We start from the raw sequence: 24,540 nt of genomic DNA, 5'->3' as shown, positions 1-24,540 counted from the left end.
CACAGCGCGTCCGCACTGAGTGATGATCTCTTGGTGACCTCTCTGCTTGATGATGTGCACACGAGTGCGGAATGGATCGCTCGCGCTCTCGAAAGCTCCGGCTATCGGGCTGACTTCTCCCCTGCCGGCCTGCGTGACATCGAGCAGTTCATGAGCGATCACAGCGACGAGGGGACCGTGGTGCAGGGCGGGCTTCTCACCGAGGATCTCGGCGCCCGACTGTTCGCCCTCGGCTGCTACTTGGGGGAGACGGTCCGGTACGCCATCGGAGGAAGCTGGGAGGCTGAGGACGATGATCCGCAAGGCGAGATCAACATCAGGCTCCGGCTCCCCGACGGGTCGGTCGTGTGGCCGGTGCAGCGCGTGATGAAGCGTTTCCGGAATGGCCCCGAGGACAGCATCGTCGGCTATGCGGCGGCCCTCGGGCTGAACATGTCCCCGCAGCCGGCAGCTACCACGAAGCGACGCGTTCGCCTCTTCCGACGTCGCTGACCAGGAGGCTCGAGCCACGCGGACTCGGTGGCTTCGTTCGCTTTCGTCGGCAGTATTTGTCTACCGGTCTAAGCAGTAGCCGGTGGCTGATGGTCCGGTGCTTGTTCATGAGAGATGGGTTCTGGCACAGATCTTGGGCTCTGTCGCTGATTTGGGGGTGGCGGCTAGTTGATCAAGGTGACAGGAGATGCGGCGCACGGCGACTCGGCGCCCCCAGACAGGGACAGACGCCGGCGCCGGGACGGGCAGTGCACGAAGGATGCAGAGCAGGGTGTCCTTGCCGGTGATGACGGCCAGGCGTCCGCACAGATTGGCTCCCGCGCGTCCGCCCAGAAACAAGGCGATGTCGGTGAGCTGAGCGGTGAGCGCGTTCGTGCGGCGAGCATGCCGACCCGTGCGGACGGTCTTGAGCTGGAGTTGTTCATGCAGGTAGGCGCGGAGGCTGCCTCCAGGATCACCGCCCCGTGGCTCACTTCAGCACCAACAGCACTGCCAGAGCGACGAGGAGGGAGTCGATCCGGTCGAGGATGCCGCCGGAACCGGGCAGCCACCGGCCGGCGTCCTTGGCGCGGGCGCCCCGCTTGATCATCGACTCCAGCAGGTCCCCGAGCGGGCCGCCGACCGCCACGGCCACCGCCGTCTGCCACGTCAGGGAGGACAACACTGCCAGCGTGAGAAGACCGGCCGCGGCCCCAGCCAGCGTGCCGCTCCACCGCTTGGCGGGCGACAGCCGGGAGAGCCGGGGGCCGCCGATTCGGCGACCCGCCGCGTACGCGACGATGTCGGCGATCGACACGGCCACGAACAGGACGAGGCCGAGAGCACCGGACGATACGAGGCCGGCCAGGGCGCCCAGCCACACGAACCCCAGCAGGCCCGCCCCCAGCCGGCGGAGCCCGTGCTCCGCGTCGCCCGAGAGCAACGGCACCCCGGCGATGGCAAGCGCCCCGACTGCCGCCACCCGGAGCACCTCCCCGGGGGCCAACCAGGCGGTGAGGACGAGTCCGACGATCGCCGCGCCCAGCACTGCCCGGTCCACCGGACTCAGCAGGAGCAGCCCGCCGAACTCCGCCACGGCGACCACACCGACCACAGCCACGAGCACCGCGATCCCTGGTGGACCGAGCCAGAACGCGGCGGTCACCAGGGGCACTCCGAGCGCCCACACGCACCAGCGGACCATCAGTTCACGGCGCCGGGTCGCCGCCACGGTGACGCCTCCGACCGCCAGCGCCCCGCCGAGGTACGGTACGAGACCGGCGACCGTCGTCACCGGGAGGCCCGTCCCGGCGCGGCCGACACCCGTGCGGCCGGCGTGCGCAGCGCGCCCAGGGCGCTCCGGCACGCCGCCACTATTCTCGCGTTCTCCGCCGTGTCGCGGACGGCGATCCGGACGGTCCGCCCCTCGTACGCCGGGGACATCGGCGACAGGTCACGCAGGAACACGTCGTGCCGTCGGCACTCGCGCACCAGCCGCGCCGCGCTCGGTCCGGCCGGCGGCAGGGTCACCGTGAGGAAGTTCGCCACCCCCTCGTCGACCGAGGAGAACCCGTCCAATTCCTCGAGGTCGTACGCCAGTCCCCGGCGCAGCACATGGGTGCGGGCCCAGCGCTCCGCGTAGTACGCGGGGTCGCGCAGCGCCGTCACGGCAGCCAGCTGGGCCGGCAGGCTCACGGGCCACGGCGGCGTCCAGCGCCGCAGCTCCCCGGCTGTCTCCGGACCAGTCACCAGGTACGCGGCCCGCATCCCCGAGAGCGCGTACATCTTCGACAGCGAGGTGCAGACCACGACCCGGGCGTCGACCGCGGCGAGCCCGGCGAGCGAGTCCGCCGGATTGACATACCCCAGGTACGCCTCGTCGATCCACCACCGGGTCCGCACGGGCGAGGCTTCGATGACCGCGCGCAGCGCGTCGGCCGGGGCGTGGCGGCCGGTCGGGTTGTTCGGATTGACCACCACCACGAGGTCGTACCGTCCGTCGCCGGTCGCGGTGGCGAGCCGGGCCGGGTCGAGCAGCCAGCCGTCCTCCCGGCGCAGCTGGAGCCGGTCGACCCGGCAGCCGATCACCCGCTCGGTGACATGCGCGTACTCCCCGTAGCCGGGATCGAGCAGGAGCACCCGGCTCCCCGGCGTCAGCCACCGGCCGAACGCGCGGAAGATCAGATCGGACGAGCCCGCCCCGACGACCAGCGACTCCACCGGGATCCCGCGGACCGCGGCGATCTCCGCGAGCAGTCCCTCCGCGCCCGTCGGTGGCGAGGTCCGGGCCGCCCACCCGGGATCCTCCGAGAGGACCGCGCGGACGCCTGGGGACGGTGGGAACCAGGCGTCCAGCACATCTGCCGCGACCACCTCGTGACGGCGGGGCAGGGTCCGGAAGTCCGTGCCGATCGCCGAGAAGAACGCCCCGCCGTGCTCACAGCCGTCCGCACGCGGCGCGAAGGGCACGTCGAGCCGCCAGTCGAGGCCCGTCTTCAGCCGCTCCAGGATCCGGCCGTGGCGCTCCGCGACCGTCCTCGTCAGCTCGGCCACGGAGCCGCTGAGGACCTCGAACGAGATCGCGCCCGAGCGGACCGTGCGTCCCACCGGCCGCAGCCCGGCGGCGAGGTACATGTCGAGCAGTTCCGTGCGTCCCATCGCCACCACCCGGCGGCCGCCCCGCGCCGCGACCCAGCGCAGCGCCGCGTACATGAGGAGTGGCGCCGCCGCGGTGGACCGCCAGTGTTCCTCGACGGTCAGGACGCGGATTTCGAACGGCGCCTCCTCGGTCAGGACCGGCAGCTCCTCGCGCGTCAGGTACTTGTCGAGGGAGTAGCGGCCGACCCACGGCGGGGTAAGGCTGACGAAGCCGATCCGCGTCTCGCCGCGCGCGGCCACGAGATAGATGTTGTCGCCGTCGAGTCCGTCACTCAGCCTTCCCGACGGATCCACCGGATGCTGACCGAGCTCCTCCGCGTACACGCGGTGGCGCAGTTCGTGGATCCAGTCGTGATCCCGAGGCGTGGCAGTGCGCAACTGCAGAGCGTGGTCCATGCGTACGTCCCCCTGATACGGCCCGGCCTGATACGGTCCGGCGTTCGCGCCCCAGCATGGGGGAGTCCGACAGCCAGCACCTGAGTACGCGTACTCAGCCGGTCAGCAAAGGGAGTTGGAAGCGGTGCAGGTCAGAGCCGAGTCCATGGGCAGGTGCCGAACCACCGGCGCCGGCCGTGCCCGGCACAGATGTTCGGCCACTCTGGCTCCCAACTCCTGCGGAACAGAGTCCTGTCGTCGTGACGGGCAGTGATGGCGTCACAAAGCTGGCTCTGTCCGAGAACCGTTCCACCCCAGGTGCAGCACCGCCACGTCGTCCGCCGCCCCTCCCTCCCGCGTGGCCGAGGCCGAAACACCTCGTACCAGGGCGTCGACGAAGTGCCGGTCCGGCAGATGGGCGTGTCGGGCCGCAAGGCGCATCAGCCCTTCCTCGCCCAGCCGTCCACGGGAAGTCCGGCCCTCGTAGAGTCCGTCGGTGAAGAGCACCACGCTGTCCTGATCGGCCAGGGCGTGCTCGCTCTCCGTCCAGTCCCCCCGTCCGGGAAAGAGCCCCAGCGCGAGCCCCGGCCGGTGCTCGACCCAGCGGATGCCCCCGGCGTGCCGATGCAGCATGCCGGGGTGGCCGGCACTGATCACCCGTACGGACCGTCCGTGGGGCGGGAAGCTGAGGGAGACGACCGTGGCGTAGGTGTCCTCGTGCGGCCGCTCGTCGACCAGGACTCGTTCCAGCAACCGCAGCCTCTCCATGGCGCTCTGGCCGCAGAGTGCGGCGGTGCGCCAGGCCAGTCGCAGATGCACGGCGAGGGCGGCCTCGGTCGCGCCGTGTCCGGAGACGTCTCCCATCACGACGTGGACGGTGCGGTCCTCGCTCTGGACGATGTCGCAGAAGTCGCCGCCCAGAAGGGCGTGGGGGCGGCTGGGCGCGTAGTGGGAGGCGCTGGTGAAGTCCTCGTCGTCGAGCGCGAGGTCGGGCAGCAGTCCTCTTTCCAGACGGACGTGGTCCTGGGCGATCACCGCGTTCGCCCGCACGGTCGCCAGGGCGATGTCCCGGTGTGCGCGGCGCAGTGCCCGCCGGATCTCCCGCCGGAACTCGTCGGGAGTCGTCCGACGGTGGTCGACGCGTGGGGGGAAGTCATCGGGCCGCGCGTCGTGCGCGGGGGCGTCCGAGAGGAGTACGACGGCTGCCTGGGGGGCGCGGTGGCGTACCCGGGCGGCGATGTCGAGCGGGGACTGCCCGCTGGGCGCACTGCCGACCAGGACGCAGAGGGGGGCGCCCGGTGTGGTGGGCAACTGGTGGCTGTCCAGGGGGCCGTGATGCCAGGTCAGGGTCTGTGACAGCGGGTGGGGTGCCAACAGCCGCCGGATGTCGCAGGCTTCGCGTTCGTCCCGTGAGAGCAGCAGTACGGTGAGGTCCTGGCAGAGGGGGTCCTCCTCCCGCAGCGTGATGTTCCGTCTGCTGTCCTCGTGAAGGGAGTCGTCGTCCGACGGCTCGCAAAGTGTGATCATTGTCGGGGCTTTCGTGTGGCGGACGGGTGTGGCCGGCGCCCTTTCCGAGAGGTGGCCCGGCCCCCTCTGGGGCAACACGGCGATGGGACGGCACCGCGGCCTGACGGCCGGGGGCACGGTGCACGCCCGCGTGTGCGGAGCGTGACATCGGCACGGAACCAGGCGGGACGGGCGGGTGTCACGGTCCGTCCGTCCACCCCGCCTGAGCTGGGCAGACGGCCACGACATCAGCGGGTCGGGGCGGGCAGGCCCGGGCTCGCGCCTCGTGTGGCCTGTCACACAGCGGGGTCGTGTCCTGTCCAGTCAGGGAGAGCACGAAGGAGCGCGAGCCCCTCCCCCAGATCGGAACAGGCCAGGTCACCGACGCCGGCCGAGCCGGGAAGAAGACAAGACACCATGCCGATGATCACAGCTCATGCGCCCGGGACCTCCGTCCGACCGATGGCACCCGCACGTACCCCGTGGCTGATCGGGCTGCCGTTCAGGTCCGCCGCCGATGTGGTGCGGAGGTACTACGTCGTGCACGAGGCGAAGGACCGGCCCCACGCGGTACGGGTCGCCCTGGAGCGGGCGAGCGGTGAGCAGGACCGGCCGGCCCACCAGGAGCCGCTGGTCCGAACCGAACTCATCGAGGTGCAGCAGATATCGCGCGATGCCCTCGGCCGCCCGAACCTCGTCCCCTGGCCGTGATCGACGGCCCCGCAAGCGGGCCTACGGCGCACGGGCTGACTTCTCCCGGCCCGCCCCGACCGACCGCTGTGTGCGCAGGGGGTCCCGGGGCGGGCGTACGCTCCCGGGACCCCCTCGATGTCATCGCACCGAGTGGGCGGCGTCCTCGATGACGTCGGTGACCTTCCCGGGCTGCGAGACGCTCACGGCGTGGGACGCACGGACCTTCGTGGTGTGCGCGCCCGCCCGCTGGGCCATGAACTGCTGCGCCTTCGGCGGGATGTTGAGGTCCTGTGTGGCGATCAGCACCCAGGACGGAATCGTCTTCCAGGCGGGCTCGGCCGCGCCCTCGGCCAGGGCGGCGTTGGTCACCGGTCGCTGGGTGACAGCCATCAGGCCGCTCCGGTCACGGGAGACGTCGGCGGCGAACTGGTGCCGGAACTTGTCGTTCTGGATGTAGAGGTCGGTGCCCTGCGAGCCGTCGGGGTTGGTGAACGGCACGGGGCGCAGCGCGTCGCCGAGGGTGCTGCCGGGGAACTTGCCCGACAGGTCGACCGCGCTCTCGCCCTTCTCGGGCAGGAAGGCGGCGAGGTACACCAGCGCCTTGACGTTCTTGTTGCCGGTGGCGGCGTTGCTGATGACAGAGCCGCCGTAGGAGTGGCCGGCGAGCACCACGGGGCCGTCGATGCCCGCCAGAACGTCCTTGAGGTAGGCGGAGTCCCCGCTCAGGGACCGCAGGGGGTTGGCGACCGCGACGACGGGATATCCGTCGTGCCGGAGCTCGTCGATGACGCCGTTCCAGCTGGTGGAGTCGGCGAACGCGCCGTGGACCAGCACCACCGTCGGCTTGGGCCGCTGAGCGGCGGTGTCCTTGTGCGCGGCCGCGGGCGCGATCGCCGTGGCGGTGAGGGCTGCGGCGATGCCGGCCCCGGCCAGGACGGTGAGCGAAGTCCTGGTACGGCGGGTGAGGGACGGAAGGTTCATCAGAAGTGCCTTTCGAGGTATGACAGTTGGGGCGTTGCCCCGTGAGGGCGTGTGAGGGGCTTCATCGCCGGTCCGGGTGTCCATGACGGGAGCGGGTCTTCGAGGTGCATCGGGCGCGGCCTGGGTCCTGGGCGCCTGGTACGGCGGCCCCTTTCACCGCTTTCTCCCTGTATGACTGGAGAGCGGGTGGAAAGGTGACACCCCATGGAGAGCGGAAACTCTGGAGGCGGCCACGGCTCGCGTCCTCGGCGGAAGGGTCGTGCTGCTGCCGCGGTGGAGTGGGCTCATGTCGTCCGGGCTGCCCGAGGGTTCGCCTCGGCGCGTATCCGACGGATGCCCACCGGCAGCGAGTGCGCCCCGGTCCGGAGACCGAGCGGGCGGGGGGAACGTGACGTGTGCCGTGCGGCCGGGCACGTCCTGGGCCCGCTCCGGGCCCGGGCGCCGATGCCGCGACCTGGGCGTCCGGGCCGGGCGTGCGGCCCCGGGCAGAAGCTCACCGGTCCCGCCTGCTCGCCTCGCCCTCGCCCGGCGAGCGGACGGCGAACGGTCGGCCGGCGTCCGGTGGTGTCACAGGTACGGCGCGCCGTCAGTCCTGCTGGACATGCACTCCGTCATTGTCGAGCCACCGGACACCCTCACGCCGCCCGATTCCTATGCGGTCAGCGCCGAGTTCTACGACGTCCTGCAGGCCCAGGACGACGCCAGGCGTGTCCGGCACCTCTACGGACCCGCCGTGGCGAAGGCACGTCTGGGCGTGGTGGACGTCGGTGCCGGAACAGGACGGGTGACCTTGATGAGCCTGGCCCGTTCCGAGGTCGGCGTGCACGCCGTCGAGCCCGCTCGCGCCATGCGCGCCGCACTGATGACCCGCCTCGCCGCTCTGCCCTCGACGCAACGCGCGCGCGTGTCGGTACACCCGCACACGCTCGGCGAGGCGGCCCTGCACGACGTCGCGGACCTGGTCGTCTGCCACAACACCGTCGCGTGCCTGTCCCCCGCCGCCCGCCGAGCGCTCTGGGCGGCCGCCGGCGACGCTCTCGTCCCCGGCGGCACGCTGCTGCTCCAACTGCCCCCGGCCCGACTGCCCGTCGAGGACCGCCATCGCGTGTTCCCGGTGCAGCGGATGGGGCGGCACGAGTACGGCGGCCGCATGGTGATGTCCGCGGCCGGGCCCCGCATCCGTACCCGCGTCGAGTACTGGGTACGTGGAACGCAGGGGCTGCTGAGACAGCACACCGAGACGTTCTGGATGTGGCCCGCCACGCGCTCGGACCTCACTGCCGACCTACGGCGGCACGGCTTCACCGTGTCGTCCGCACACCATGATCCAGCCGTCCTGGCAGTGACGCTGCGTCAGGAGGCCTGACTGGGTCCTTCTGAACCTGGTGACCCGGCGTCCGGGCCGTTTGGAGCGCATGGAACTCGGTGTCCTCCGGGTACGGCGCTGTGCCAGGATCCAGCGCATGGCTGTTCGATACCCGTCCCCCCTGCGTCCCGGTGACCGTGTCGGTGTCACCTCTCCATCGAGCGGGGTCGCGAAGGAACTGCGTGAGCGCCTCGATGTCGCCGTTCGTGACGTCCAGGACTGCGGGTACGAAGTCGTCATCGGCCGGTGCTTGGACGGCTCCGGGCACGTCAGCGCTTCGGCCGCTGACCGCGCGAGCGAACTGATGTCGATGCTGACCGACTCCACCATCAAGGCCATCGTGCCGCCGTGGGGCGGAGAGACCGCGATCGACCTGCTACCGCTGCTCGACTGGGACAGGCTGCGGGAGGCAGAGCCCACCTGGCTCGTCGGATTCTCCGACATGTCGACCCTGATCACGCCGATGACTCTGCTCACCGGGACGGCGACAGTCCACGGCAACAACCTGATGGACACGCCCTACCGCGTGCCCGAAGGACTGCGCTCGTGGCTCGACATCGTCGCAGCGCCGCGGGGGCACCAGTTCACCCAGACCCCGCCCGGTCGCCATCGGGCCATCGGTTTTGACGACTTCGCCGCATTCCCCGGCATACGCGAGTACACGCTCGACTCCGTGGGCGCCTGGACCCGGCTCGACGGGAGCGGTGACGTGGAGGCCGAGGGACGGCTGATCGGCGGCTGCATCGAAACTCTGTGCAACCTCGCGGGGACGGCCTACCTCGACGTCTCGGCCTTCGCTCGCAACGAGTCACCGGATGGGCTCCTCGTGTATGTGGAGGCAGCCGACGACAATGCTTTCACCATCTGCCGGAACCTCCATGGCATGAGGCTCGCCGGGTTCTTCGATCAGGCGAACGCGGTTCTCGTCGGCCGGACCAGCGCACCCGACAACCGTTCCCTCAGTCAGCACGAGGCCGTCCTCGACGCACTTGGTTCTCTCAACGTGCCGATCATCGCCGACATCGAGTGCGGTCACGTGCCGCCCTACATGCCGATCGTCAACGGAGGGTACGGCCGTATCGTTCACACACCGGGCCGGAGCGAACTGACGCAGACCTTGGACTGACGCCTCGGAGGCGGCCGCCCAGCTCCGACCGAGGCGGGTCGGGTCGGGTCGGGTCGAACGGAGGGTGTCAGGGGTCCTCGCGAGGCGTTCGGCCCGCCGAGGGACCGTGATCACCGTGACAGTGTTCTGCCGCTCTCCGGTCTGCACGGAAAGCGTCAGGTGGCACCGGGCATGGCCTGGTGCCCGACCGGTCGGCCGCACCACGCGGCCCTTCGCGGAAAGCACTCCGCCCTGGCGGCAGTTGGAGCACTCGCGGGCCGGCGATCCCGCACGCCCACGCGTCGAGGAACCGCTCGGCGGCTCATGGGTCGGTGTCACAACTGCGGCGGCTGTCCGGTCCTGAGTGCGAAGCCAAGAGAACAGAGGACGTCGTGCGGGAGATCCTGGTCGTGGGTGGTGGTTACGCGGGCTTCCACACCGCGGGGAGCGCCGCGTGGGGCCTGGAGGAGCTGCGCCGCGGCAGGGCACGGGGGGCCGTGCCCGCGTGGTTCGCCGCTGCGCCGGCCCAGTGGAGCGAGGAACGACGATGAACCAGGGCCCGGCATTGATCACGCGCTGGAAGGCGCTGCACCACCTCCACGGCCGGATCGAGAACGTGATGGCGCGGCGGCTCCATGACGACCTCGGGCTGAGCCTTCGCGAGTTCCAGGCGTTGACGGTGCTGCAGGAGGGCACGGCCACCGCGCACGGCTGGCTGTATCTGCAGGACCTGGCCGCCGAGGTCGGGCTCAGCCAGTCGGCCACGAGCCGGCTGGTGGCCCGGCTGGAGAGCCGTGCGCTGATCACCACGTCGACCGCGGCCCATGACCGGCGCAGTGTCGACGTGCACCTCACTCCCCTGGCACGGGAGGCGCTGCACAGAGGGGCCTCGCTGATCCACGAAGCCGTCCGACACGCGGTCGAGACCCTCACCGCCGAGGGCGCCGACCGGGACCTGCTCCGCTACCTGCGAAGCGACGGCGAAGGCAGATAGGCGGGCCCTGTCCGGCCGGTCATGCTCCCGTCCGGAGGTCGAGTGCCGCGGCGGCCTGCGGTACCTGAGCGGCATCGGTCCGGCCCCCGGCCCGCCCTCACGCGTACGCGGCCCTGAGGCGCCGCCGACCAAGCGGCCACTGCCCCCTGGCCTGGAATTATTTGTCCACTCCACGCATATTGATGCATGATGAGGGCGGCCCGAGTCGATCAGGGTCTGCACCTTGAACGGCATGGCGGTGGCGGATGGCGAGCAGCGCTCCTCGGCGCAGGCTGCGCGGCCGGCGTGGCGAGTGTGAGGCGCTGGACCAGGTGGTCGCCCACGCGCGCGCGGGCCGGGGACAGGTGCTCGTACTGCGCGGTGAGGCCGGTGTCGGCAAGTCGGCCCTGCTGGAGTTTCTGGTGGAGGGCTCCGGAGGCTGTCAGGTCCTGCGGGCTGTCGGCGTCGAGTCGGAGATGGAGCTGGCGTTCGCCGGACTTCACCAGTTGTGCGTGCCCCTGATGGGCAACCTCGACCGCATTCCCGGGCCCCAGCGTGACGCGCTGTCCGTCGCGTTCGGTCTGAGCGCCGGGAGCGCGCCGGATCGCTTCCTCGTCGGGCTGGCGGTGCTCAGCCTGCTGGCGGAAGCGGCCGAGGAGCAGCCGATCGTATGCGTCGTGGACGACGCCCAGTGGCTCGACCAGGTCTCCGCGCAGACGTTGGCCTTCGTCGCCCGCCGGCTGCTGGCGGAGCGGGTGGCGTTGGTGTTCGCGGTGCGTACGACGACGTCCGTCGGAGCCGGGGACCAGTTCGGCGGACTGGGCGAGATCGTGGTCCGCGGGTTGCACGACGACGATGCGCGGATCCTGCTCGAGTCGGTGGTGCCGGGGCGGCTGGACGAGCATGTCCGGGACCGCATCGTGTCCGAGACCCGGGGCAATCCGCTGGCCCTGCTGGAGCTGACGCGGGGGCTGAGCGCGGCGGACCTGGCCGGCGGATTCGGGCGTCCGGACGCGCGGCCTCTCGCGAGCCAGATCGAGGAGAGCTATCTGCGGCGCATCGAGCTGCTTCCGGCGGCGGCTCAGCGGCTTCTGCTGGCGGCGGCCGCGGAGCCGGTGGGCGACGCGCCGTTGCTGCGGCGGGTGGCCGAGCGGCTCGACATCGCTCCGGACGCCGCGGCGGCGGTCGAGGCGACGGGTCTGATCGACTTCGGTGCGCGAGTGCGGTTCCGCCATCCGCTGGTGCGCTCGGCGGCCTACCGCGGGGCCGACCCGACGGTGCGCCGGGATGTGCACCGTGCGCTGGCGGAGGCGACCGACTCCGTCTTCGACTCCGACCGTCAGGCCTGGCACCGCGCGCACGCGGCGGTCGATCCGGACGAGGCGCTGGCAGAGGAGTTGGAGCGGTCCGCGGGCCGGGCCCAGGCCCGCGGCGGGGTCGCGGCGGCGGCCGCGTTCCTGCGACGCGCGACCGAGCTGACGCCCGATTCCGGGCGGCGCGCGACACGGGCCGCGGCCGCCGCGCAGGCCACGTTCGCCTCGGGCTCCCCGGACGCGGCGCTCGAACTTCTCGCCGCCGCGCAGCTGGGCCGGCTGGACGAGGCGCAGCATGCTCGGCAGAGCTGGCTCCGTGCCCAGATCGTCTTCGCGCGCAGGCGCGGCGGGGAGGCGCTTCCTCTGCTGCTCGACGCGGCCGGCCGGCTGGCGGGAGTCGATGCGGCACAGGCCCGTGAGGCCTATCTCGACGCCATCGGATCGGCGGTCTTCGCCGGGCGGCTGCCGGACCATGCCGATGTGCGGGACGTCGCCGAAGCCGCCCGTACGGCACCGCCCGCAACGTGGCCTCCACGGCCCTCGGACCTTCTTCTCGACGCTCTGGTGGCCTGGTTCGCCGACGGCACCGTCGAAGGGGCCCCGCTGTTGAGAGCCGCGCTGGAGGCTTTCAAGGGGGCCGCCGAGGACGGCGGCGAGGATGCCATGCGCTGGCTGTGGCTGACGTGGCTGGCCGCCGGCGACATGTGGGACGACGAGGCGTGGCACGAGCTGACCACGCGGGCAGTGCGTTCGGCCCGCGAGAGTGGAGCCCTCAACTTCCTTCCTCTGGCCCTCGGTTACCGGGCCGCCATGTGCGTGCACGCCGGTGAGTTCGGCCTGGCGGCGATGCTCATCGGTGAGGCCGATTCGATCGTGGAGGTGACCGGCCACTCGCCGATGTCGTATCCGGCGATGCTGCTCATGGCCTGGAGCGGTGATGCCCGGGCGGAGTCGGTGATCCGCAGTGGTATCGGTGAGGCGAGTTCGTGGGGCGAGGGGCGGGCCATCGGTCTCGGGCACTACTTGCTCGCGGTCCTGTACAACGGTCTCGGCCGCTACCAGGACGCTCTGACGCACGGTGAGCAGGCCATGGAGTACGAGGACACGTCGGTCGTCGGGTTCGCTCTTGCCGAGGCCGTGGAGTCGGCGGCCCGCAGCGGTGTCCCCGAGGCGGCTTCGGCGGCGCTGCGCCGGCTGGAGGAACGGGCCGATGCGAGCGGTACGGACTGGGCGCTCGGCGTGCTGGCCCGGTCGCGGGCGCTGCTGTGCGACGGCCCATCCGCCGACCGGCTGTACCGGGAGGCCGTCGAGCGCCTGGGTCGCAGCCGGATAGCGGTCCAACTCGCCCGCACGCACCTGTTGTACGGCGAGTGGCTTCGCCGGGAGAACCGGCGCGTCGAGGCGCGCGAGCACCTGCGCACCGCCCACGGGATGCTCCAGGGGTTCGGCGCGGCCGCCTTCGCCGAGCGTGCCCGGCGCGAACTGCTGGCAACCGGCGAGACCCTGCGGCCCCTTCCCGTCGACGCCGGTGGCGTGCGCGAGGCCCTCACGGCCCAGGAGGAGCAGGTGGCCCGGCTGGCCGTCGACGGCATGACGAACTCCGAGATCGGTGCCGCGCTGTTCATCAGCCCTCGCACCGTCGAGTGGCACCTGAGCAAGGTGTTCACCAAGCTCGACGTCAAGTCGCGCAACAAGCTCCGCGCCGCGCTGTCCGACATCTGACGCTCGCACCACCGACGACGCCCCTGGGGGGGGACCCGGGGGCGGACCCGGGTTTCCCCGGGCGCCGGACAGGCGGCCGCAGCCGCACTGTGGACACGACGCCACCGACCGGTGACGTACGTGGACGAGGGCGCCCCCGGGCAGAGCGGGTGGCGCGGACAGCGGGCCGCCCGGCAGGTACGACGCCGGCGCCGCAAAGACCGAAGGGAGGGTCCGGGCCGCTCATGACTCGGGAACCGGTTCTGGGGCGAAGCCACGAGTGCGAGGTGCTGGACGGACTGCTGGACGCCGTGCGCGGCGGTGAGAGCCGAGTGCTGGTGCTGCGCGGTGAACCGGGAGTGGGCAAGACCAGGCTGCTGGAGTACGTGAGGGCCCAGGCGCACGGGTTCCGTACGGCCCACGTCGCCAGTGTCCAGTCGGAGATGGAGCTCCCGTACGCAGGGCTGCACCAACTGTGCGCGCCGATGGCGGACCGGCTCGACCGGCTCCCGCCCGGTCAGCACGACGCCGTCGGCGGAGCCCTGGGGCTGACGTCGGCGCACGCCCCCAACGGCTTCCTGGTCGCCCTCGGCGTCCTCGGGCTCCTGTCCGAGGTCGCCCGCGACCGGCCCTTGCTGTGTGTCGTGGACGACGCGCAGTGGATGGACCGCGCGTCGATGCAGGCCCTGGCCTTCGCGGCGCGCCGCCTGCACGTCGAGTCGGTGGCTGTCGTCTTCGCGGTCCGCAGTCCGGAGGAGGACCCGCCGGGCGACACCGAACCCGCCGGCCTCCCGGAGCTGCGCGTCGAGGGACTGTCCGAGCGGGACGCGCGGACCCTGCTGCGCTCGGTGCTGCCGGGCCTGTGGGACGAGCGGGTGATCGAACGGTTCGTCGCCGCGTCGCGAGGCAACCCGCTCGCGCTGCTGGAACTGCCCCGGATGGCCGCGTCCGTCGACCTGACGGGCGGCTTCCGTCTGCCGAGCACCCAGCCCCTCGAGGAGCGCATCGAGCGGGCGTACGCGCGCAGGGTCGGTGGACTGCCGCGCCGGGCCCGGGAGTTCCTGCTCGCCGCCGCGGTGGAACCCACCGGTGACCCGGCGCTCCTGCGGCGTGCCACGGACCGCCTCGGCCTCGGCGGTGAGGCCGCGCAGGAGGCCGAGGCGGCCGGTCTGGTCAGGATCGGCGACCGGGTCACGTTCTTCCATCCGATGGTCCGCTCGGCCGTCTACTGGGCGGCCTCGGTGGAGGAGCGGCGCAGGACGCACCGCCTGCTGGCGGACGTCACCGACCCCGCCACCGACCCCGACCGCCGGGCCTGGCATGCCGCGTACGGCGCGGCCGGCCCCGACGAGTCCGTCGCGGCCGAACTCGAGCGCTCGGCGGGGCGGGCCGAGGCGCGCGGCGGTGTCGCGGCGAAGGCGGCGCTCCTGGCGCGGGCGGTGGAGTTGACCGCTGACCCCGCCCGCCGTCAGGACCGTGCACTGGCCGCCGCCGATGCCGCCCACGAGGCCGGAGATCCCGACCTCGCCCTGCGGCTGCTTTCCCTCGTCGCCGGGGAGGACCTCGACGACCTTCGGCTCGGCCAGGTGGAGTTGGCCCGCGCACGGATCGCCTTCACCTCGGACCGGGGCAGCGAGGCTCCCGGTCTGCTGCTGCGGGCCGGCGGCAGGCTCGCGGCGCACCATCCGGCGCTCGCCCGGGACACCTATCTGGAGGTCGTCGACGCGGCGATCTTCGCCGGTCCCCAGGCCCGTGACGACGGTCAGCGCCAGGCGGCGAAGGCGGCCCGCCTCCTGCCGGCCCCGCATCCGCCCCGCCCCACGGACCTGCTGCTCGACGGCCTCGCGGTGCGCATCCTCGACGGGCACACCGCCGCCGTGCCCGGCCTGCGGCGGGCCCTGGAGGCCTTCGCGGATCCCGGCCTCTCCCCGCAGGAGGGCCTGCGCCGGCTGTGGCTCATCTGCGTGACCGCCGTGGGGCTGTGGGACCACGAGACGCTGTCCCTGCTCGCCGCCCGTCATCTCAAGCTCGCCCGCGACGCCGGACAGGCGACAGCGCTGCCCTTCGCGCTGACGATGCGGTGCGTGGTGCACGTCCTCGACGGTGAACTCGCCGAGGCCGACTCACTGGCCGAGGAGGTGCAGACCGTCGCCGAGGCGGTCGGTACGGCCGCCCCGATCTACGGCGCCCTGTTCGTCGCCGCGTGGCGGGGCCGGGAGGAGGAGTGCGTCGAACTGAGCTCACGGGCCGACGAAGGCGCCGAACTGCGCGGCGAGGGCGTGGGACCCGTGGTCAGCCGGTGGGCCCGGGCCCTGCTCCACAACAGTCTCGGGCAGCACCGGGAGGCGGCGGAGGCCGCCGACATGGCCACCCGCGACTACGGCAGCCGGTTGGAGATGGGCATCCCGGTGTGGGCTCTCGTCGAGTACGTGGAGGCCACCGCCCTGATGGGATCCCCCGAACGGGCCGCCGACGCATTCGGCCGCCTCGCCGAGTTGACCCGCGCGAGCGGTACGGACTGGGCATCGGGCATCGAAGCCCGCTCACGCGCGCTGCTCAGCGACGACGCGCAGGCCGAACGGCACTACCGGCACGCGGTGGAAGCGCTCGGCCGTACCCGCCTGCGCGGGGAGTCGGCCCGCGCCCACCTCGTCTACGGCGAGTGGCTGGGCCGCAGCGGCCGCCGCCAGGACGCCCGGGACCAACTGCGCTCCGCGCACGCCCTGTTCACGTCGATGGACATGCGGGGCTTCGCCCACCGGGCCGCCCGTGGACTGACGGCTCTGGGAGAAACGGTCACGGAGGATCCCGGCAGCGCCAGGAACGAGCTGACCCCGAAGGAACTCCAAATCGTCAGGCTGGTACGTGAAGGGCTCACCAACCCCGACATCGGCGCGCGGCTCTTCCTCAGCCCGCGCACCGTCGAATGGCACCTGCGGAACGTCTTCGGCAAACTCGGCGCCACCTCCCGCAAGCAGTTGTGATCGGGCGCAGTGCGGTCGCCGCGTTCTGCGTGCAGGCGTCAGGTGGGTTCGGGGATCTGTCCGCGCCGGTGCTGTCACTGACGGCCGGCGACGCCGAGCAAGCCGGGCTGGTCGGCCACGTCAAAGGGCTGCGGTTCGGCCGCGAACGGGCCAGGCTCCGACCCTATGCGTGTCGTAGCGTCGGGGGATGTTGTTCGCTACACCTCCGCTGACATCGGATGATCGCCGGGTCATCGACGAGATCGAAGCGTTCCGCTCCGAGTTCCGCCGCCGACTGGCCCAGCCGCGCCGCTGGGAGGGGCAGTTGCGGCGTTCGCTGACCGCCGCCGCGGTCCGCGGCTCGACGCACATCGAGGGCTACACGATCAGCGCGGAGGACGCCGAGACCCTGATGGCCGGCGGAGATATCTCACCTGACACGGACGAGGCCACCCGGGGCGCGGTGACCGGCTACCGCGACGCCCTCACCTACGTCCAGCGCGCGGCAGGCTTCCGGATCTTCTCCTGGGACCACACTCTGCTCTCGGCCCTGCACTTCATGATGGTCAGGACCGGCGATGAAGCGGTCCGTCCCGGCGAATACCGCACCAGCGGCGTCCGGGTCTCCGGGGGGCCGAACCGCCCACCCGTATACACCGCCCCCGACGCCGAACACGCCCCCGCACTGATGGACGAACTCCTGTCCTGGCTGACCGAAGGGGACCTGGACACTCCGGCTCTGGTCCGGGCCTCCATGACCCACCTCAACCTCGTCTCCATCCACCCCTGGCTCGACGGGAACGGACGCATGTCCCGCGCCGTCCATACGCTCGTCCTGGCCCGCGAGGGGGTCCTGGCTCCCGAGTTCTCCAGCATCGAGGAATGGCTGGGCACGGACGACTTCAACACCCGCGAGTACTACGCCGCCCTGCGCACCGTCCAGGCCGGCTCCTGGCAACCGAAGCGGGATGCCGCTTCCTGGATCAGGTTCTGTCTCACCGCCCATCACCTCCAAGCCCAGGAAGTCCAGCGTCGCTTCGAAGCCGCATCCCGGCTCTGGTTCCGCCTGGAACAACTCGCCGAACAGCACCACCTCGGCGACCGCACGATCTCTGCCCTCTACGCGGCAGCCCAGGGCCATCTGCGCCGCACCACCTACCAGGCCGAGGAATCCCTCACCCGTGACCAGGCGCTCGCCGACCTGCGAACCCTGCGCCGCCTGGACCTCATCACCCCGGTCGGACACGCCCGCACACAGCGCTACATCGGCGGCACGGCCTTGAGCGAGATGCGCCGCGAAGTCCACACGGAGGTCCACACCGATCTCTACCGCGAGCCCTACCAGCCCTGATCAGTGTTGGCGGATCCGGCGTCTGAAGAAGCGCGGCCTCCGGGTGCGCCGCTCGTTTCTCGTGCTCGGCGAGCGCCCGGCAGACGCTCGACAGGTTCGGGCCGTGTTCCATGCGCTGCCCGGCGGGGATGGTCGGTGACCCTCGCAGGTGGCTCTCAGTCCGTGAGGAAGGCTCCCTCGCGACAAGAGCGGCAGACGAAGACGTAGCCCAGTTGACCGCCGAGGTTCATCGCGGTCTCCCGGGTCATCCCCTCCTCCAGGTGTGCCGCGAACTCCATGGTGCCGGTGCAGGAGGGACACGCGGGCAGACGGTCGTCCTCAAGGTAGGAGGGACTGCCTCCGAGCGACCCGAGCACTTCGCGCTGCTTCCCGAACTGCTCTTCGGGTTCCCGCTTCCATCCCGAGCGGGCGACGTCGTAGGCGTCGGGCTCACCCTCTTCGTCGTCGGCCTCCTCGGGGTCGAACGTCACCAACTGGGTGCGGATGGCCGAGGCGGTGGGCAGCAGCGTCAATCCCGCCTCGGGCACGACCACCGGCCGCAGTTCCTCCCGGGGAAACAGATGGACCCTGTTCGCACTCGAGGTCGCATCCCAGAACTCGCACGCGCCGGGGTCGTTCTGGCACAGGAACACCGACAGGACGCCGTCCTCGACGGGGAGATGGGCGAAGAACTGAAGCGGTCCCCCACAGCCGCACACGGGCCAGACGAATCCGGCGGGAGCCAGCGGCACGCCCCCGGTGCGCAGGATGTCGGAATCAGCCGGTGCGGGGCCGTCGTGGATCATCAAAGTCGTCTGCATGGCGCGAGGCTACTGGCCGCCTGCGACAGGCCGAGGAAGAGTGCGCCTCGCGCGGGACATCGCGAATGAGGTGGTGCTGCCGGCCGGGCAGCCCGGTGCCCGGCCGGGACGGCAGGCCGCAGAGAAGGAGGCCACAGGTGGTCAGCGATAGGCTTCCGGAATGCGCGCCTCGGGCCCCATCGCGGAATTCACTGCCATCAACGACAGGGACGGGGCGGCGGGATGAGGGAGGAACGCGCGGCCAAGGCCCCCGGCTCCTCGACACCCACCCCGCAGCAGCGGCGCCTCATCGAGTTCGGCGAGATGCTGTACAGCCGCATCGCCCCGGACGCCGACACCGGTCACGTGCTGCTCCCCGAGGACGACGCGGTGGCCGTGGTTCACCGAGCGCGGGGCGGCGGAACGATCCTTGTGGCGGCCGACCGGTCGGTTCTGTTCTCCGGCTCGGCGCTCGACTTCAACACCGCCCTGGCCAATTTTCGTGCCGGCCGACGCACGCCCTCGGATCGGTTCCGGTAAAGGAGGCACGTGGCACAAGTGGGCGGGATCTGCACGGTGGAGCCGGCCGAATCACCTGCGAAGACGTCGAGGCGACTGTGCTGATGTCAGGGCGTGCGCGTTCGTGGGTCCGGTGCGCTGGGCGGGGCGACCCGCAGGGCGAGTAGGGCGGTGTCGTCGCTGGTCCAGCCGTGGTGGTGGGCTTCCAGGGTGTTGGTGAGGTGGGTGATGGTGGCGGTGGCGTCCATGCCGTGGCTGGCGGCGAGCGCCTGGGCCAGATCGGCTTCCCCGAAGACCGCTCTGGCGGCTCCCGGTGTGGTTCCGGGGCGGGGTCGGGCCTCGGTGGCGCCGTCGGTGTAGAGCAGGAGGAGGTCTCCGGGGCCGAGCTCGAAGGGCACGTCGGTGAGGTTCAGTCTGGGCATGACGCCCAGCAGGGTTCCTGGCGTGCCGAGCCGTTCCACGTGTCCCCCGGCGCGGCGTACCAGCGCCGGGGGGTGCCCGGCCAGGGCGATGGCCCCGGCCGCTCCGGTGGGAGTGAGGTGGAAGGCGGTGTAGACGGAGGTGAGGAAGCGGGGTGCTCTCTGGGCGAGCATGGCGGTGTTGAGGCGGGTGAGCAGGTCGGCGGGGGATCCGGTGTCGGCGGCGTCGGCGCGGACGGTGTAGCGGGCCATGGAACTGACCTGGGCTGCCTGGACGCCCTTGCCGCATACGTCGCCCAGGACCGCGGCGTAGTTGGCGCCGTGAGTGCGGAACAGGTCGTAGAAGTCACCGCCGACCTCGATGTCGGTGCGTTGGCCGTTGGAGGCCGGCTGGTAGGAGGCGGCCGCCTCCATGCCCGGGATCGTGCGCAGTGCGGCGGGAAGCAGTCCGGCCTGCAGGGTGTGGGCGAGGTCCGCCGACTGCTGGTGTGCCTCCTGCGAGACGGTGAGCATCTGTCGCAGGTGTATCTCCGCGGACACCGAGCGGGCCAGGGTCGCCAGCGTCGTCAGGTCGGCCGGTGACCAAGTGCGAGGGGCGTCGTCGATCACGCAGAAGCCGCCGAGCACCTGCCCGTGCGGGTCGAGGAGCGGATGGCCCGCCCACGCGCCGATGCTCATCGGTCCGACGGCGGGATGACCGGCGGTCCGCGGATCAGTGGTGGCGTCCTCGACGACGAACGGCTCCCCGCCGGCTGCGACCAGGAAGGAACAGAAGCTCTGCCCGATCGGTGCCTGCCGGTCGGCGAGTGCGACAAGGTCCACCCCCACGCACGACTTCCAGAACGAACGCTCAGCGTCGACCAGCGTGATGAACGCCCTCCCGGATCCGGTGATCCGGGAGGCCAGCGCGGCGAGATCGTCGAAGATGTCCTCGGGCCCGGTGTCCAGCAGACCGGTCGCCTCCACCGCGCGTACCCGTGCGGGGTCGGACAGCGCTGCGGGTGGGCCGTCTCCCCGGACGACGCCCGGGTCCTTCATGCCTGCCACCTGCCGACTCCTCCTCGTTCTTCGGACGCCGGACGCCGGACGCCGATGCCGGGGGCAAGCGAATCACACAGCCTCCGCTCTGTCAGCGAACCGTTCCTCATCCCCGCGGAGCCGCTCAGGCGCAGCCGACCGCGAGTCTGGGCTGCAGGAAAGGGCTGGTGCCGCACCTGCCGGTCGCCCACGGCCCGGCCAGTGATGACCTGGATCTCGGTGAGGTCGACCACGAGAAACGTTCTCCTTGCCGTCCGGGCTTGCCCGTACTTCGCACCGGGAAGTTCCGCAGTGAGGAAGTCTCCCCCGCCAAGGGCGAGTTGCGGGTGGTCGCCGGCGAACTCGCGGGCGCAGAAGCTCACGTCCGGCGACTTGTCGACCCCGGTGACGCGTTTCGCCCGCCCGGCAGGCATCCGTGAGAAGTCGGCCCGCAGCCCTCCAGGGCATCGCCACACCCCGTCGGTCTGACCTCTTTCACCACCTCTGATGGCGCTCGTTGAATCTGGCTCTGTCCGCAGTTCCGTGAACGCACATATGGCAAGGAGCGAACGTGCCACATGTGGCACTCTGGCCGGATGGCAGAGAGCGACCGGGACCGAGCGGTAGAGGGCTGGATCTGGAACGAGAACGTCCAGCCCTTCTTGGCTCTCTTGGCGCGTTACGCCGGCTACGACTTCGATGGCAGCGACTGGCAGGCGGTCGAACTCGGCCTTGAGGCCACCGATGATGAGCACCCGGATCGCTGGTACAGCTATCCACTCGTCGGATCGGACCATCACTTCGAAGTGCACCTTGCGCAGGCCGTGGGTGGCAATGAGGTTTCTGTCCGCGTGGCGGGAACTTCCAACACTGAGCTGCTACTGAGGGCGGACACCCTGATAGCAGCCTTTGCCACCAGGCTCGTCGCATGAGGCGAGCATGAGTCACAGCCCTCATGGCTGGGTGAGAATCCGAGTCCGGAGGAGTTCGAACGAGGCTCGGCCGTACATCGCCCGCTTGAGCGTTTTCACCCGGTTTACGTGGCCTTCGACGACTCCGGAGCTCCAGGGCAGGGTCAGGCCAGATGTCACTGCGTCGAGGTCCTGACGGAGGAAGCCGGCGAAGCCCTTCATGGGCTTCGGTGCATCCTGCTCGGCCTGCCGGATCCACTCCAGCAGCAGGTATCCGCGCTGGTGACGGACCATGTCGGCGAACGCCCGAGCGAGGTCGCAGGCCCGGGTGATGTCCGGGCAGGCGAGCCGGACTTGAAGGAGTCGCTCGTCCTGGCTTTCGGTGAGCGTCTCGCGGGGCCGCATGATCCAGGAGGTGATCTTGCGAGGGCTCGGGATGTCGGCCCGGACCGGTTCGGCAGTGCCCGCGCGGAGGGCGGCGAGGTGTTTGCGGACGACCTGGCGGCTGCCGCAGTAGCCGCGAGCCTGGATCTCCAGGAACAGTCGGGTGCCGCTGACCTGGTCCTGAGCTTCGGTGAAACGGGTGTTGAGGTATGCCTTGAACGGCTCCAGGACGCCGTTGGGGCGGCGCTCGCGGGCGGAGGCCAGCAGCTCGTCGAGGTCGGTGTCGCGGAAGCGGCGCACGGTCTTGCGGTCGAGGCTGAGGCGGCGGGCGATGGCGCTGATCGTCCAGCGTTTCTCCAGCAGGCGGTGGATGTCCTCGTAGCGGTGGCGGGTGCGTTCGATGATCTGGGTGCGGGGCAGTTCCGCGGGCGGTGGCAGCATCGAGGGCTGCTCCGGCACCTCGGTCACCGTCTCCTCCTCGGCATGTTTGCGCAGGCAGCCGCGGTGCTGGTGGCAGGTCTTCTCCACCGCGGAGGACAGGTTCTGCAACAGGTGCCAGCGATCAGCGACTTCCAGGGCGTGAGGGGCGGCCTCCCTGACTGCCTTGGTGTAGGCGGTGGCCCGGTCCCGGCAAATGATCTCGGCGCCAGGATGCTCGGTGAGCCAGGCTGCGAACGTCTCGGAGGTGCGGGCGGGCAGCACGTCCACGACCCGGCCGGCCTCGACATCGACCAGCACGGTTCCGTAGGTGCAACCCTTGCGGAAGGCGAACTCGTCCACCCCCAGCATCCGTGGCGCACGGTCCGGAACCGCGGGCGCTGCCAGCAGCCTGAGCAACCGGGTCCGGCCCGCGACCACCCGCAGGCGGCGGCACAACCGTGCGGCCGGACGGCCGCCGAGCTCGATCGCGATCGACCGCAGCCAGCCTGTCAGCCCGGTGCTGGAGCGGCGGTACCGCTCGGACAGGCCCGGCACCTGCTCGACGAATGTCTTACGGGAACAGCTCTTCCGGTCACAGAAGTACCGGCGGACCCGCAGTCGGACCATGACCCGGCGAGACGCGAACGGCCTTTCGTCCAAGGCGCGTTGGTATGTGCTGTGTATGCGCCTCGCCTGTTTCCGGCAGTCCGGGCACCGGCCCGGTCGAGCGGTGGACACCGCCTCCACCACAAAGACGTCGAAGGAGTCGCTGACGCGCTCCACTCGCACATCGATCCCAGGAAACAGCACAGCCTCGACCGTCTTGCTCGCCATGCCGGGACATACTCTGCCGAAACGATCCCTCGCTCACTCCGCTGACCTGGGGATTCACGGAACTGCGGACAGAGCCTTGAATCTCCCCAGGCGCCGCTCTACAGGTGGCCAAACCTGCTCAGGTGATCTCCCCACCCTTTGCGTGATCCTTGTCGGCCTCAGGCTGCGGCAGGGTCAGTCGGCGTTCGCGAACCAGGCGCCGATGTTGTTCCACATGAAAGCGTCCTTCCAGTCCGGGCGCCCCTTGGCCCAGCCGTTCAGCGCGGCGATCACCTTTTCCTGGGAGATGGTCCGGGTCTGGTAGTGCTCTGCCGCCGTCCCATCACGGAACTCCAGCTGATAGGTGTTGTCATCCCTCAGCCACACCTGCACATACCAATCGCCGGCCGCCGCATCGTCGACTCGCTCGACGATCACGAAGGCGTTGCCCCGGCCGAGGTTCGCCACCATCCGGCTCAAGGCCGTGGGCCCCGGATTCCTCACCTGACGACCGTGCTCGTCCCCCGCTTGCAGCATGGCCCGATCATCCCCCACAGCTCTGACACCCGAGGAGCAACCACATCACGCCCGAGCTCGCTCCCCACGTTCCCCAGTGTGCGGTTCTCCGTTTCCGGGGTACCCGGAGTTCCTCACACGTTGCAAGAATCGCCCCCTGCGGAGGCGATGGGCCGTGACCCCGCCGACGGCTGCGTGGAGCAAGCCCTTGATCCCGGGCTCCGTCCACCGAAAGGGTCGCCCCCCGTGATTGCTGAAACCACCCTCCGTCCGGCGCGGAGCACCGGCAGTGATTTTGCGCAACTGTCGAAGAAGATCGCCGACAGCGGTCTGATGGGCCGCCGCCCCGGCTACTACACGGTCCGCATCAGCGCCGTGATCACCCTCTATGCGGGCGGCTGGGCCGCGTTCGTCCTGGTCGGCGCCCAGTGGTGGACCCTGGCGGTCGCCGGGGTGCTCGCCGTGGCCTTCGGCCAGGTCGCGCTGGTGACCCACGACATCGCCCACCGTCAGGTGTTCCGGCTGCGCCGGCCCAGCGAGATGTCAGGGCGCATCGCCGGGAACGCCGGTATCGGCATGGGTTTCGGCTGGTGGCAGGACAAGCACACCCGGCACCACGCCAATCCCAACCACGAACAGCTCGACCCCGACGTCGTACCGGACCTCCTCGTCTGGACGCAGAACCAGGCCGGCGCGGCCCGAGGGCTGCCTCGCCTGATCGGCCGCTCGCAGGCCTACCTGTTCTTCCCGCTCCTCACCCTGGAGGGCTTCTACCTGCATGTGGCAGGCGTGCGGGCGTTGACCAACCGCTCGCTCAAGCGCCGGATCACGGAAGGAACCCTTCTCTTCGGGCACTTCGCCGTCTACCTCACCGCCCTGCTCCTGGTGCTGCCGCCCGGTATGGCTCTCGCCTTCGTCGCCGTCCACCAGGGCCTGTTCGGGTTGTACCTGGGCTCGATCTTCGCCCCCAACCACAAGGGCATGCCGATCCTCACCGGCGAGGACCGCCCGGACTTTCTGCGCCGTCAGGTCCTGACCTCCCGCAACGTGCACGGTGGCTGGTTCACCGACATCGCGCTGGGCGGTCTGAACTACCAGATCGAGCACCACCTCTTCCCGAGCATGCCGAGCCCGAACCTGCGCAAGGCGCAGGTCGTCGTCCGCCGGCACTGCGAGGAGTTGGGCGTCGCCTACCTGGAGACGAGCCTGGCCGCTTCCTATCGCCAGGCCCTGCGCAGTCTCCACCGGGCCGGAGCCCCACTGCGCCGCAGCACAGCACTCTCGTGAGACCGGCCGCCGTACGGGC

At 70.8% G+C, this 24,540-nt stretch carries 20 protein-coding genes; 12 read left to right on the top strand and 8 right to left on the bottom strand.

Annotated features, from left to right (window positions below; genetic code table 11):
* Window positions 1-33 precede the first annotated feature (33 nt).
* On the top strand, window positions 34-492 hold the full coding sequence (locus IE265_RS27590) for a hypothetical protein (protein WP_190038403.1): 459 nt from the start codon (window positions 34-36) through the stop codon (window positions 490-492).
* A gap of 469 nt (window positions 493-961) precedes the next feature.
* On the opposite strand, the gene IE265_RS27585 is transcribed toward IE265_RS27590, so the two are convergent.
* The 3 genes from IE265_RS27585 to IE265_RS27575 form a co-directional block, all read right to left on the bottom strand.
* Window positions 962-1,765, bottom strand: a complete 804-nt coding sequence (locus IE265_RS27585; RefSeq protein ID WP_190038402.1) for a phosphatidate cytidylyltransferase — start codon at window positions 1,763-1,765, stop codon at window positions 962-964.
* On the bottom strand, window positions 1,762-3,525 hold the full coding sequence (locus tag IE265_RS27580) for a pyridoxal phosphate-dependent aminotransferase (RefSeq protein ID WP_190038401.1): 1,764 nt from the start codon (window positions 3,523-3,525) through the stop codon (window positions 1,762-1,764). The genes IE265_RS27585 and IE265_RS27580 overlap by 4 nt, the downstream gene beginning before the upstream one ends.
* A 258-nt stretch (window positions 3,526-3,783) precedes the next feature.
* Window positions 3,784-5,031 carry a PP2C family protein-serine/threonine phosphatase gene (locus tag IE265_RS27575; protein WP_190038400.1) on the bottom strand — a complete coding sequence of 416 codons (1,248 nt, stop codon included), beginning with the start codon at window positions 5,029-5,031 and terminating at the stop codon, window positions 3,784-3,786.
* Window positions 5,032-5,472: 441 nt separating this feature from the next.
* Between IE265_RS27575 and IE265_RS27570 the strand changes: the two genes are divergently transcribed.
* Window positions 5,473-5,721 carry a hypothetical protein gene (locus IE265_RS27570; RefSeq protein ID WP_190038399.1) on the top strand — a complete coding sequence of 83 codons (249 nt, stop codon included), beginning with the start codon at window positions 5,473-5,475 and terminating at the stop codon, window positions 5,719-5,721.
* A 120-nt stretch (window positions 5,722-5,841) separates the two neighbouring features.
* Here the strand turns inward: IE265_RS27570 and IE265_RS27565 are convergent, their stop codons facing one another.
* Complete coding sequence (locus IE265_RS27565; RefSeq protein ID WP_190038398.1) at window positions 5,842-6,684, bottom strand: alpha/beta fold hydrolase; 843 nt, start codon at window positions 6,682-6,684, stop codon at window positions 5,842-5,844.
* Between the two features lie 601 nt (window positions 6,685-7,285).
* On the opposite strand from IE265_RS27565, the gene IE265_RS27560 reads away from it, so the two are divergent.
* The 7 genes from IE265_RS27560 to IE265_RS27530 all read left to right on the top strand — a co-directional run bounded on the left by IE265_RS27560 (window position 7,286) and on the right by IE265_RS27530 (window position 17,456).
* Window positions 7,286-8,050 carry a methyltransferase gene (locus IE265_RS27560; RefSeq protein ID WP_190038397.1) on the top strand — a complete coding sequence of 255 codons (765 nt, stop codon included), beginning with the start codon at window positions 7,286-7,288 and terminating at the stop codon, window positions 8,048-8,050.
* A gap of 97 nt (window positions 8,051-8,147) precedes the next feature.
* Window positions 8,148-9,176, top strand: coding sequence for a S66 family peptidase (locus tag IE265_RS27555; RefSeq protein ID WP_190038396.1), 1,029 nt, complete (start codon window positions 8,148-8,150; stop codon window positions 9,174-9,176).
* Between the two features lie 371 nt (window positions 9,177-9,547).
* The gene (locus IE265_RS27550; protein ID WP_190038476.1) at window positions 9,548-9,706 is read left to right on the top strand and encodes a hypothetical protein; all 159 of its coding nucleotides are present in this window, start codon (window positions 9,548-9,550) and stop codon (window positions 9,704-9,706) included.
* A complete protein-coding gene (locus IE265_RS27545) occupies window positions 9,703-10,149 on the top strand; it encodes a MarR family winged helix-turn-helix transcriptional regulator (RefSeq protein ID WP_190038395.1) in 447 nt (148 codons plus the stop codon). The genes IE265_RS27550 and IE265_RS27545 overlap by 4 nt, the downstream gene beginning before the upstream one ends.
* Before the next feature lie 245 nt (window positions 10,150-10,394).
* Window positions 10,395-13,163 (top strand): helix-turn-helix transcriptional regulator, encoded by a 2,769-nt coding sequence (locus IE265_RS27540; protein WP_190038394.1) that lies wholly within the window; start codon window positions 10,395-10,397, stop codon window positions 13,161-13,163.
* Between the two features lie 224 nt (window positions 13,164-13,387).
* Complete coding sequence (locus tag IE265_RS27535) at window positions 13,388-16,126, top strand: helix-turn-helix transcriptional regulator (RefSeq protein WP_190038393.1); 2,739 nt, start codon at window positions 13,388-13,390, stop codon at window positions 16,124-16,126.
* A 187-nt stretch (window positions 16,127-16,313) separates the two neighbouring features.
* Entirely contained in the window at window positions 16,314-17,456 is a 1,143-nt protein-coding gene (locus tag IE265_RS27530; protein WP_190038392.1) for a Fic family protein, read from the top strand.
* A gap of 155 nt (window positions 17,457-17,611) precedes the next feature.
* Here IE265_RS27530 and IE265_RS27525 read toward each other — a convergent pair whose 3' ends face one another.
* On the bottom strand, window positions 17,612-18,256 hold the full coding sequence (locus IE265_RS27525; protein ID WP_229916603.1) for a YwqG family protein: 645 nt from the start codon (window positions 18,254-18,256) through the stop codon (window positions 17,612-17,614).
* A 222-nt stretch (window positions 18,257-18,478) separates the two neighbouring features.
* Between IE265_RS27525 and IE265_RS27520 the strand changes: the two genes are divergently transcribed.
* Entirely contained in the window at window positions 18,479-18,775 is a 297-nt protein-coding gene (locus IE265_RS27520) for a hypothetical protein (RefSeq protein ID WP_190038391.1), read from the top strand.
* An 86-nt stretch (window positions 18,776-18,861) separates the two neighbouring features.
* Here IE265_RS27520 and IE265_RS27515 read toward each other — a convergent pair whose 3' ends face one another.
* Window positions 18,862-20,211 (bottom strand): PP2C family protein-serine/threonine phosphatase, encoded by a 1,350-nt coding sequence (locus IE265_RS27515; protein ID WP_190038465.1) that lies wholly within the window; start codon window positions 20,209-20,211, stop codon window positions 18,862-18,864.
* 575 nt (window positions 20,212-20,786) lie between these two features.
* Here IE265_RS27515 and IE265_RS27510 point away from each other — a divergent pair.
* Window positions 20,787-21,122, top strand: coding sequence for a hypothetical protein (locus IE265_RS27510; RefSeq protein ID WP_190038390.1), 336 nt, complete (start codon window positions 20,787-20,789; stop codon window positions 21,120-21,122).
* Between the two features lie 21 nt (window positions 21,123-21,143).
* Here IE265_RS27510 and IE265_RS27505 read toward each other — a convergent pair whose 3' ends face one another.
* Entirely contained in the window at window positions 21,144-22,739 is a 1,596-nt protein-coding gene (locus tag IE265_RS27505; RefSeq protein ID WP_190038389.1) for an ISL3 family transposase, read from the bottom strand.
* Window positions 22,740-22,913: 174 nt separating this feature from the next.
* Complete coding sequence (locus tag IE265_RS27500) at window positions 22,914-23,255, bottom strand: hypothetical protein (protein WP_229916601.1); 342 nt, start codon at window positions 23,253-23,255, stop codon at window positions 22,914-22,916.
* Between the two features lie 225 nt (window positions 23,256-23,480).
* On the opposite strand from IE265_RS27500, the gene IE265_RS27495 reads away from it, so the two are divergent.
* Window positions 23,481-24,521, top strand: coding sequence for a fatty acid desaturase family protein (locus tag IE265_RS27495; RefSeq protein ID WP_229916600.1), 1,041 nt, complete (start codon window positions 23,481-23,483; stop codon window positions 24,519-24,521).
* Window positions 24,522-24,540 lie beyond the last annotated feature (19 nt).

Source organism: Streptomyces fructofermentans, assembly GCF_014651055.1.
Taxonomy (GTDB): domain Bacteria; phylum Actinomycetota; class Actinomycetes; order Streptomycetales; family Streptomycetaceae; genus Streptomyces; species Streptomyces fructofermentans.
The sequence above is the reverse complement of the archived record's forward strand: the minus strand, read 5'-3'. Positions and strand labels throughout refer to the sequence as shown.

Coding starts and splice junctions, on each gene's coding strand:
- IE265_RS27580 (WP_190038401.1), bottom strand. CDS start 3,525: ATGGACCACGCTCTGCAGTTGCGCACTGCCACGCCTCGGGATCACGAC.
- IE265_RS27575 (WP_190038400.1), bottom strand. CDS start 5,031: ATGATCACACTTTGCGAGCCGTCGGACGACGACTCCCTTCACGAGGAC.
- IE265_RS27570 (WP_190038399.1), top strand. CDS start 5,473: ATGGCACCCGCACGTACCCCGTGGCTGATCGGGCTGCCGTTCAGGTCC.
- IE265_RS27565 (WP_190038398.1), bottom strand. CDS start 6,684: ATGAACCTTCCGTCCCTCACCCGCCGTACCAGGACTTCGCTCACCGTC.
- IE265_RS27560 (WP_190038397.1), top strand. CDS start 7,286: ATGCACTCCGTCATTGTCGAGCCACCGGACACCCTCACGCCGCCCGAT.
- IE265_RS27555 (WP_190038396.1), top strand. CDS start 8,148: ATGGCTGTTCGATACCCGTCCCCCCTGCGTCCCGGTGACCGTGTCGGT.
- IE265_RS27545 (WP_190038395.1), top strand. CDS start 9,703: ATGAACCAGGGCCCGGCATTGATCACGCGCTGGAAGGCGCTGCACCAC.
- IE265_RS27540 (WP_190038394.1), top strand. CDS start 10,395: ATGGCGAGCAGCGCTCCTCGGCGCAGGCTGCGCGGCCGGCGTGGCGAG.
- IE265_RS27535 (WP_190038393.1), top strand. CDS start 13,388: ATGACTCGGGAACCGGTTCTGGGGCGAAGCCACGAGTGCGAGGTGCTG.
- IE265_RS27530 (WP_190038392.1), top strand. CDS start 16,314: ATGTTGTTCGCTACACCTCCGCTGACATCGGATGATCGCCGGGTCATC.
- IE265_RS27525 (WP_229916603.1), bottom strand. CDS start 18,256: ATGCAGACGACTTTGATGATCCACGACGGCCCCGCACCGGCTGATTCC.
- IE265_RS27520 (WP_190038391.1), top strand. CDS start 18,479: ATGAGGGAGGAACGCGCGGCCAAGGCCCCCGGCTCCTCGACACCCACC.
- IE265_RS27515 (WP_190038465.1), bottom strand. CDS start 20,211: ATGAAGGACCCGGGCGTCGTCCGGGGAGACGGCCCACCCGCAGCGCTG.
- IE265_RS27510 (WP_190038390.1), top strand. CDS start 20,787: ATGGCAGAGAGCGACCGGGACCGAGCGGTAGAGGGCTGGATCTGGAAC.
- IE265_RS27505 (WP_190038389.1), bottom strand. CDS start 22,739: ATGGCGAGCAAGACGGTCGAGGCTGTGCTGTTTCCTGGGATCGATGTG.
- IE265_RS27500 (WP_229916601.1), bottom strand. CDS start 23,255: ATGCTGCAAGCGGGGGACGAGCACGGTCGTCAGGTGAGGAATCCGGGG.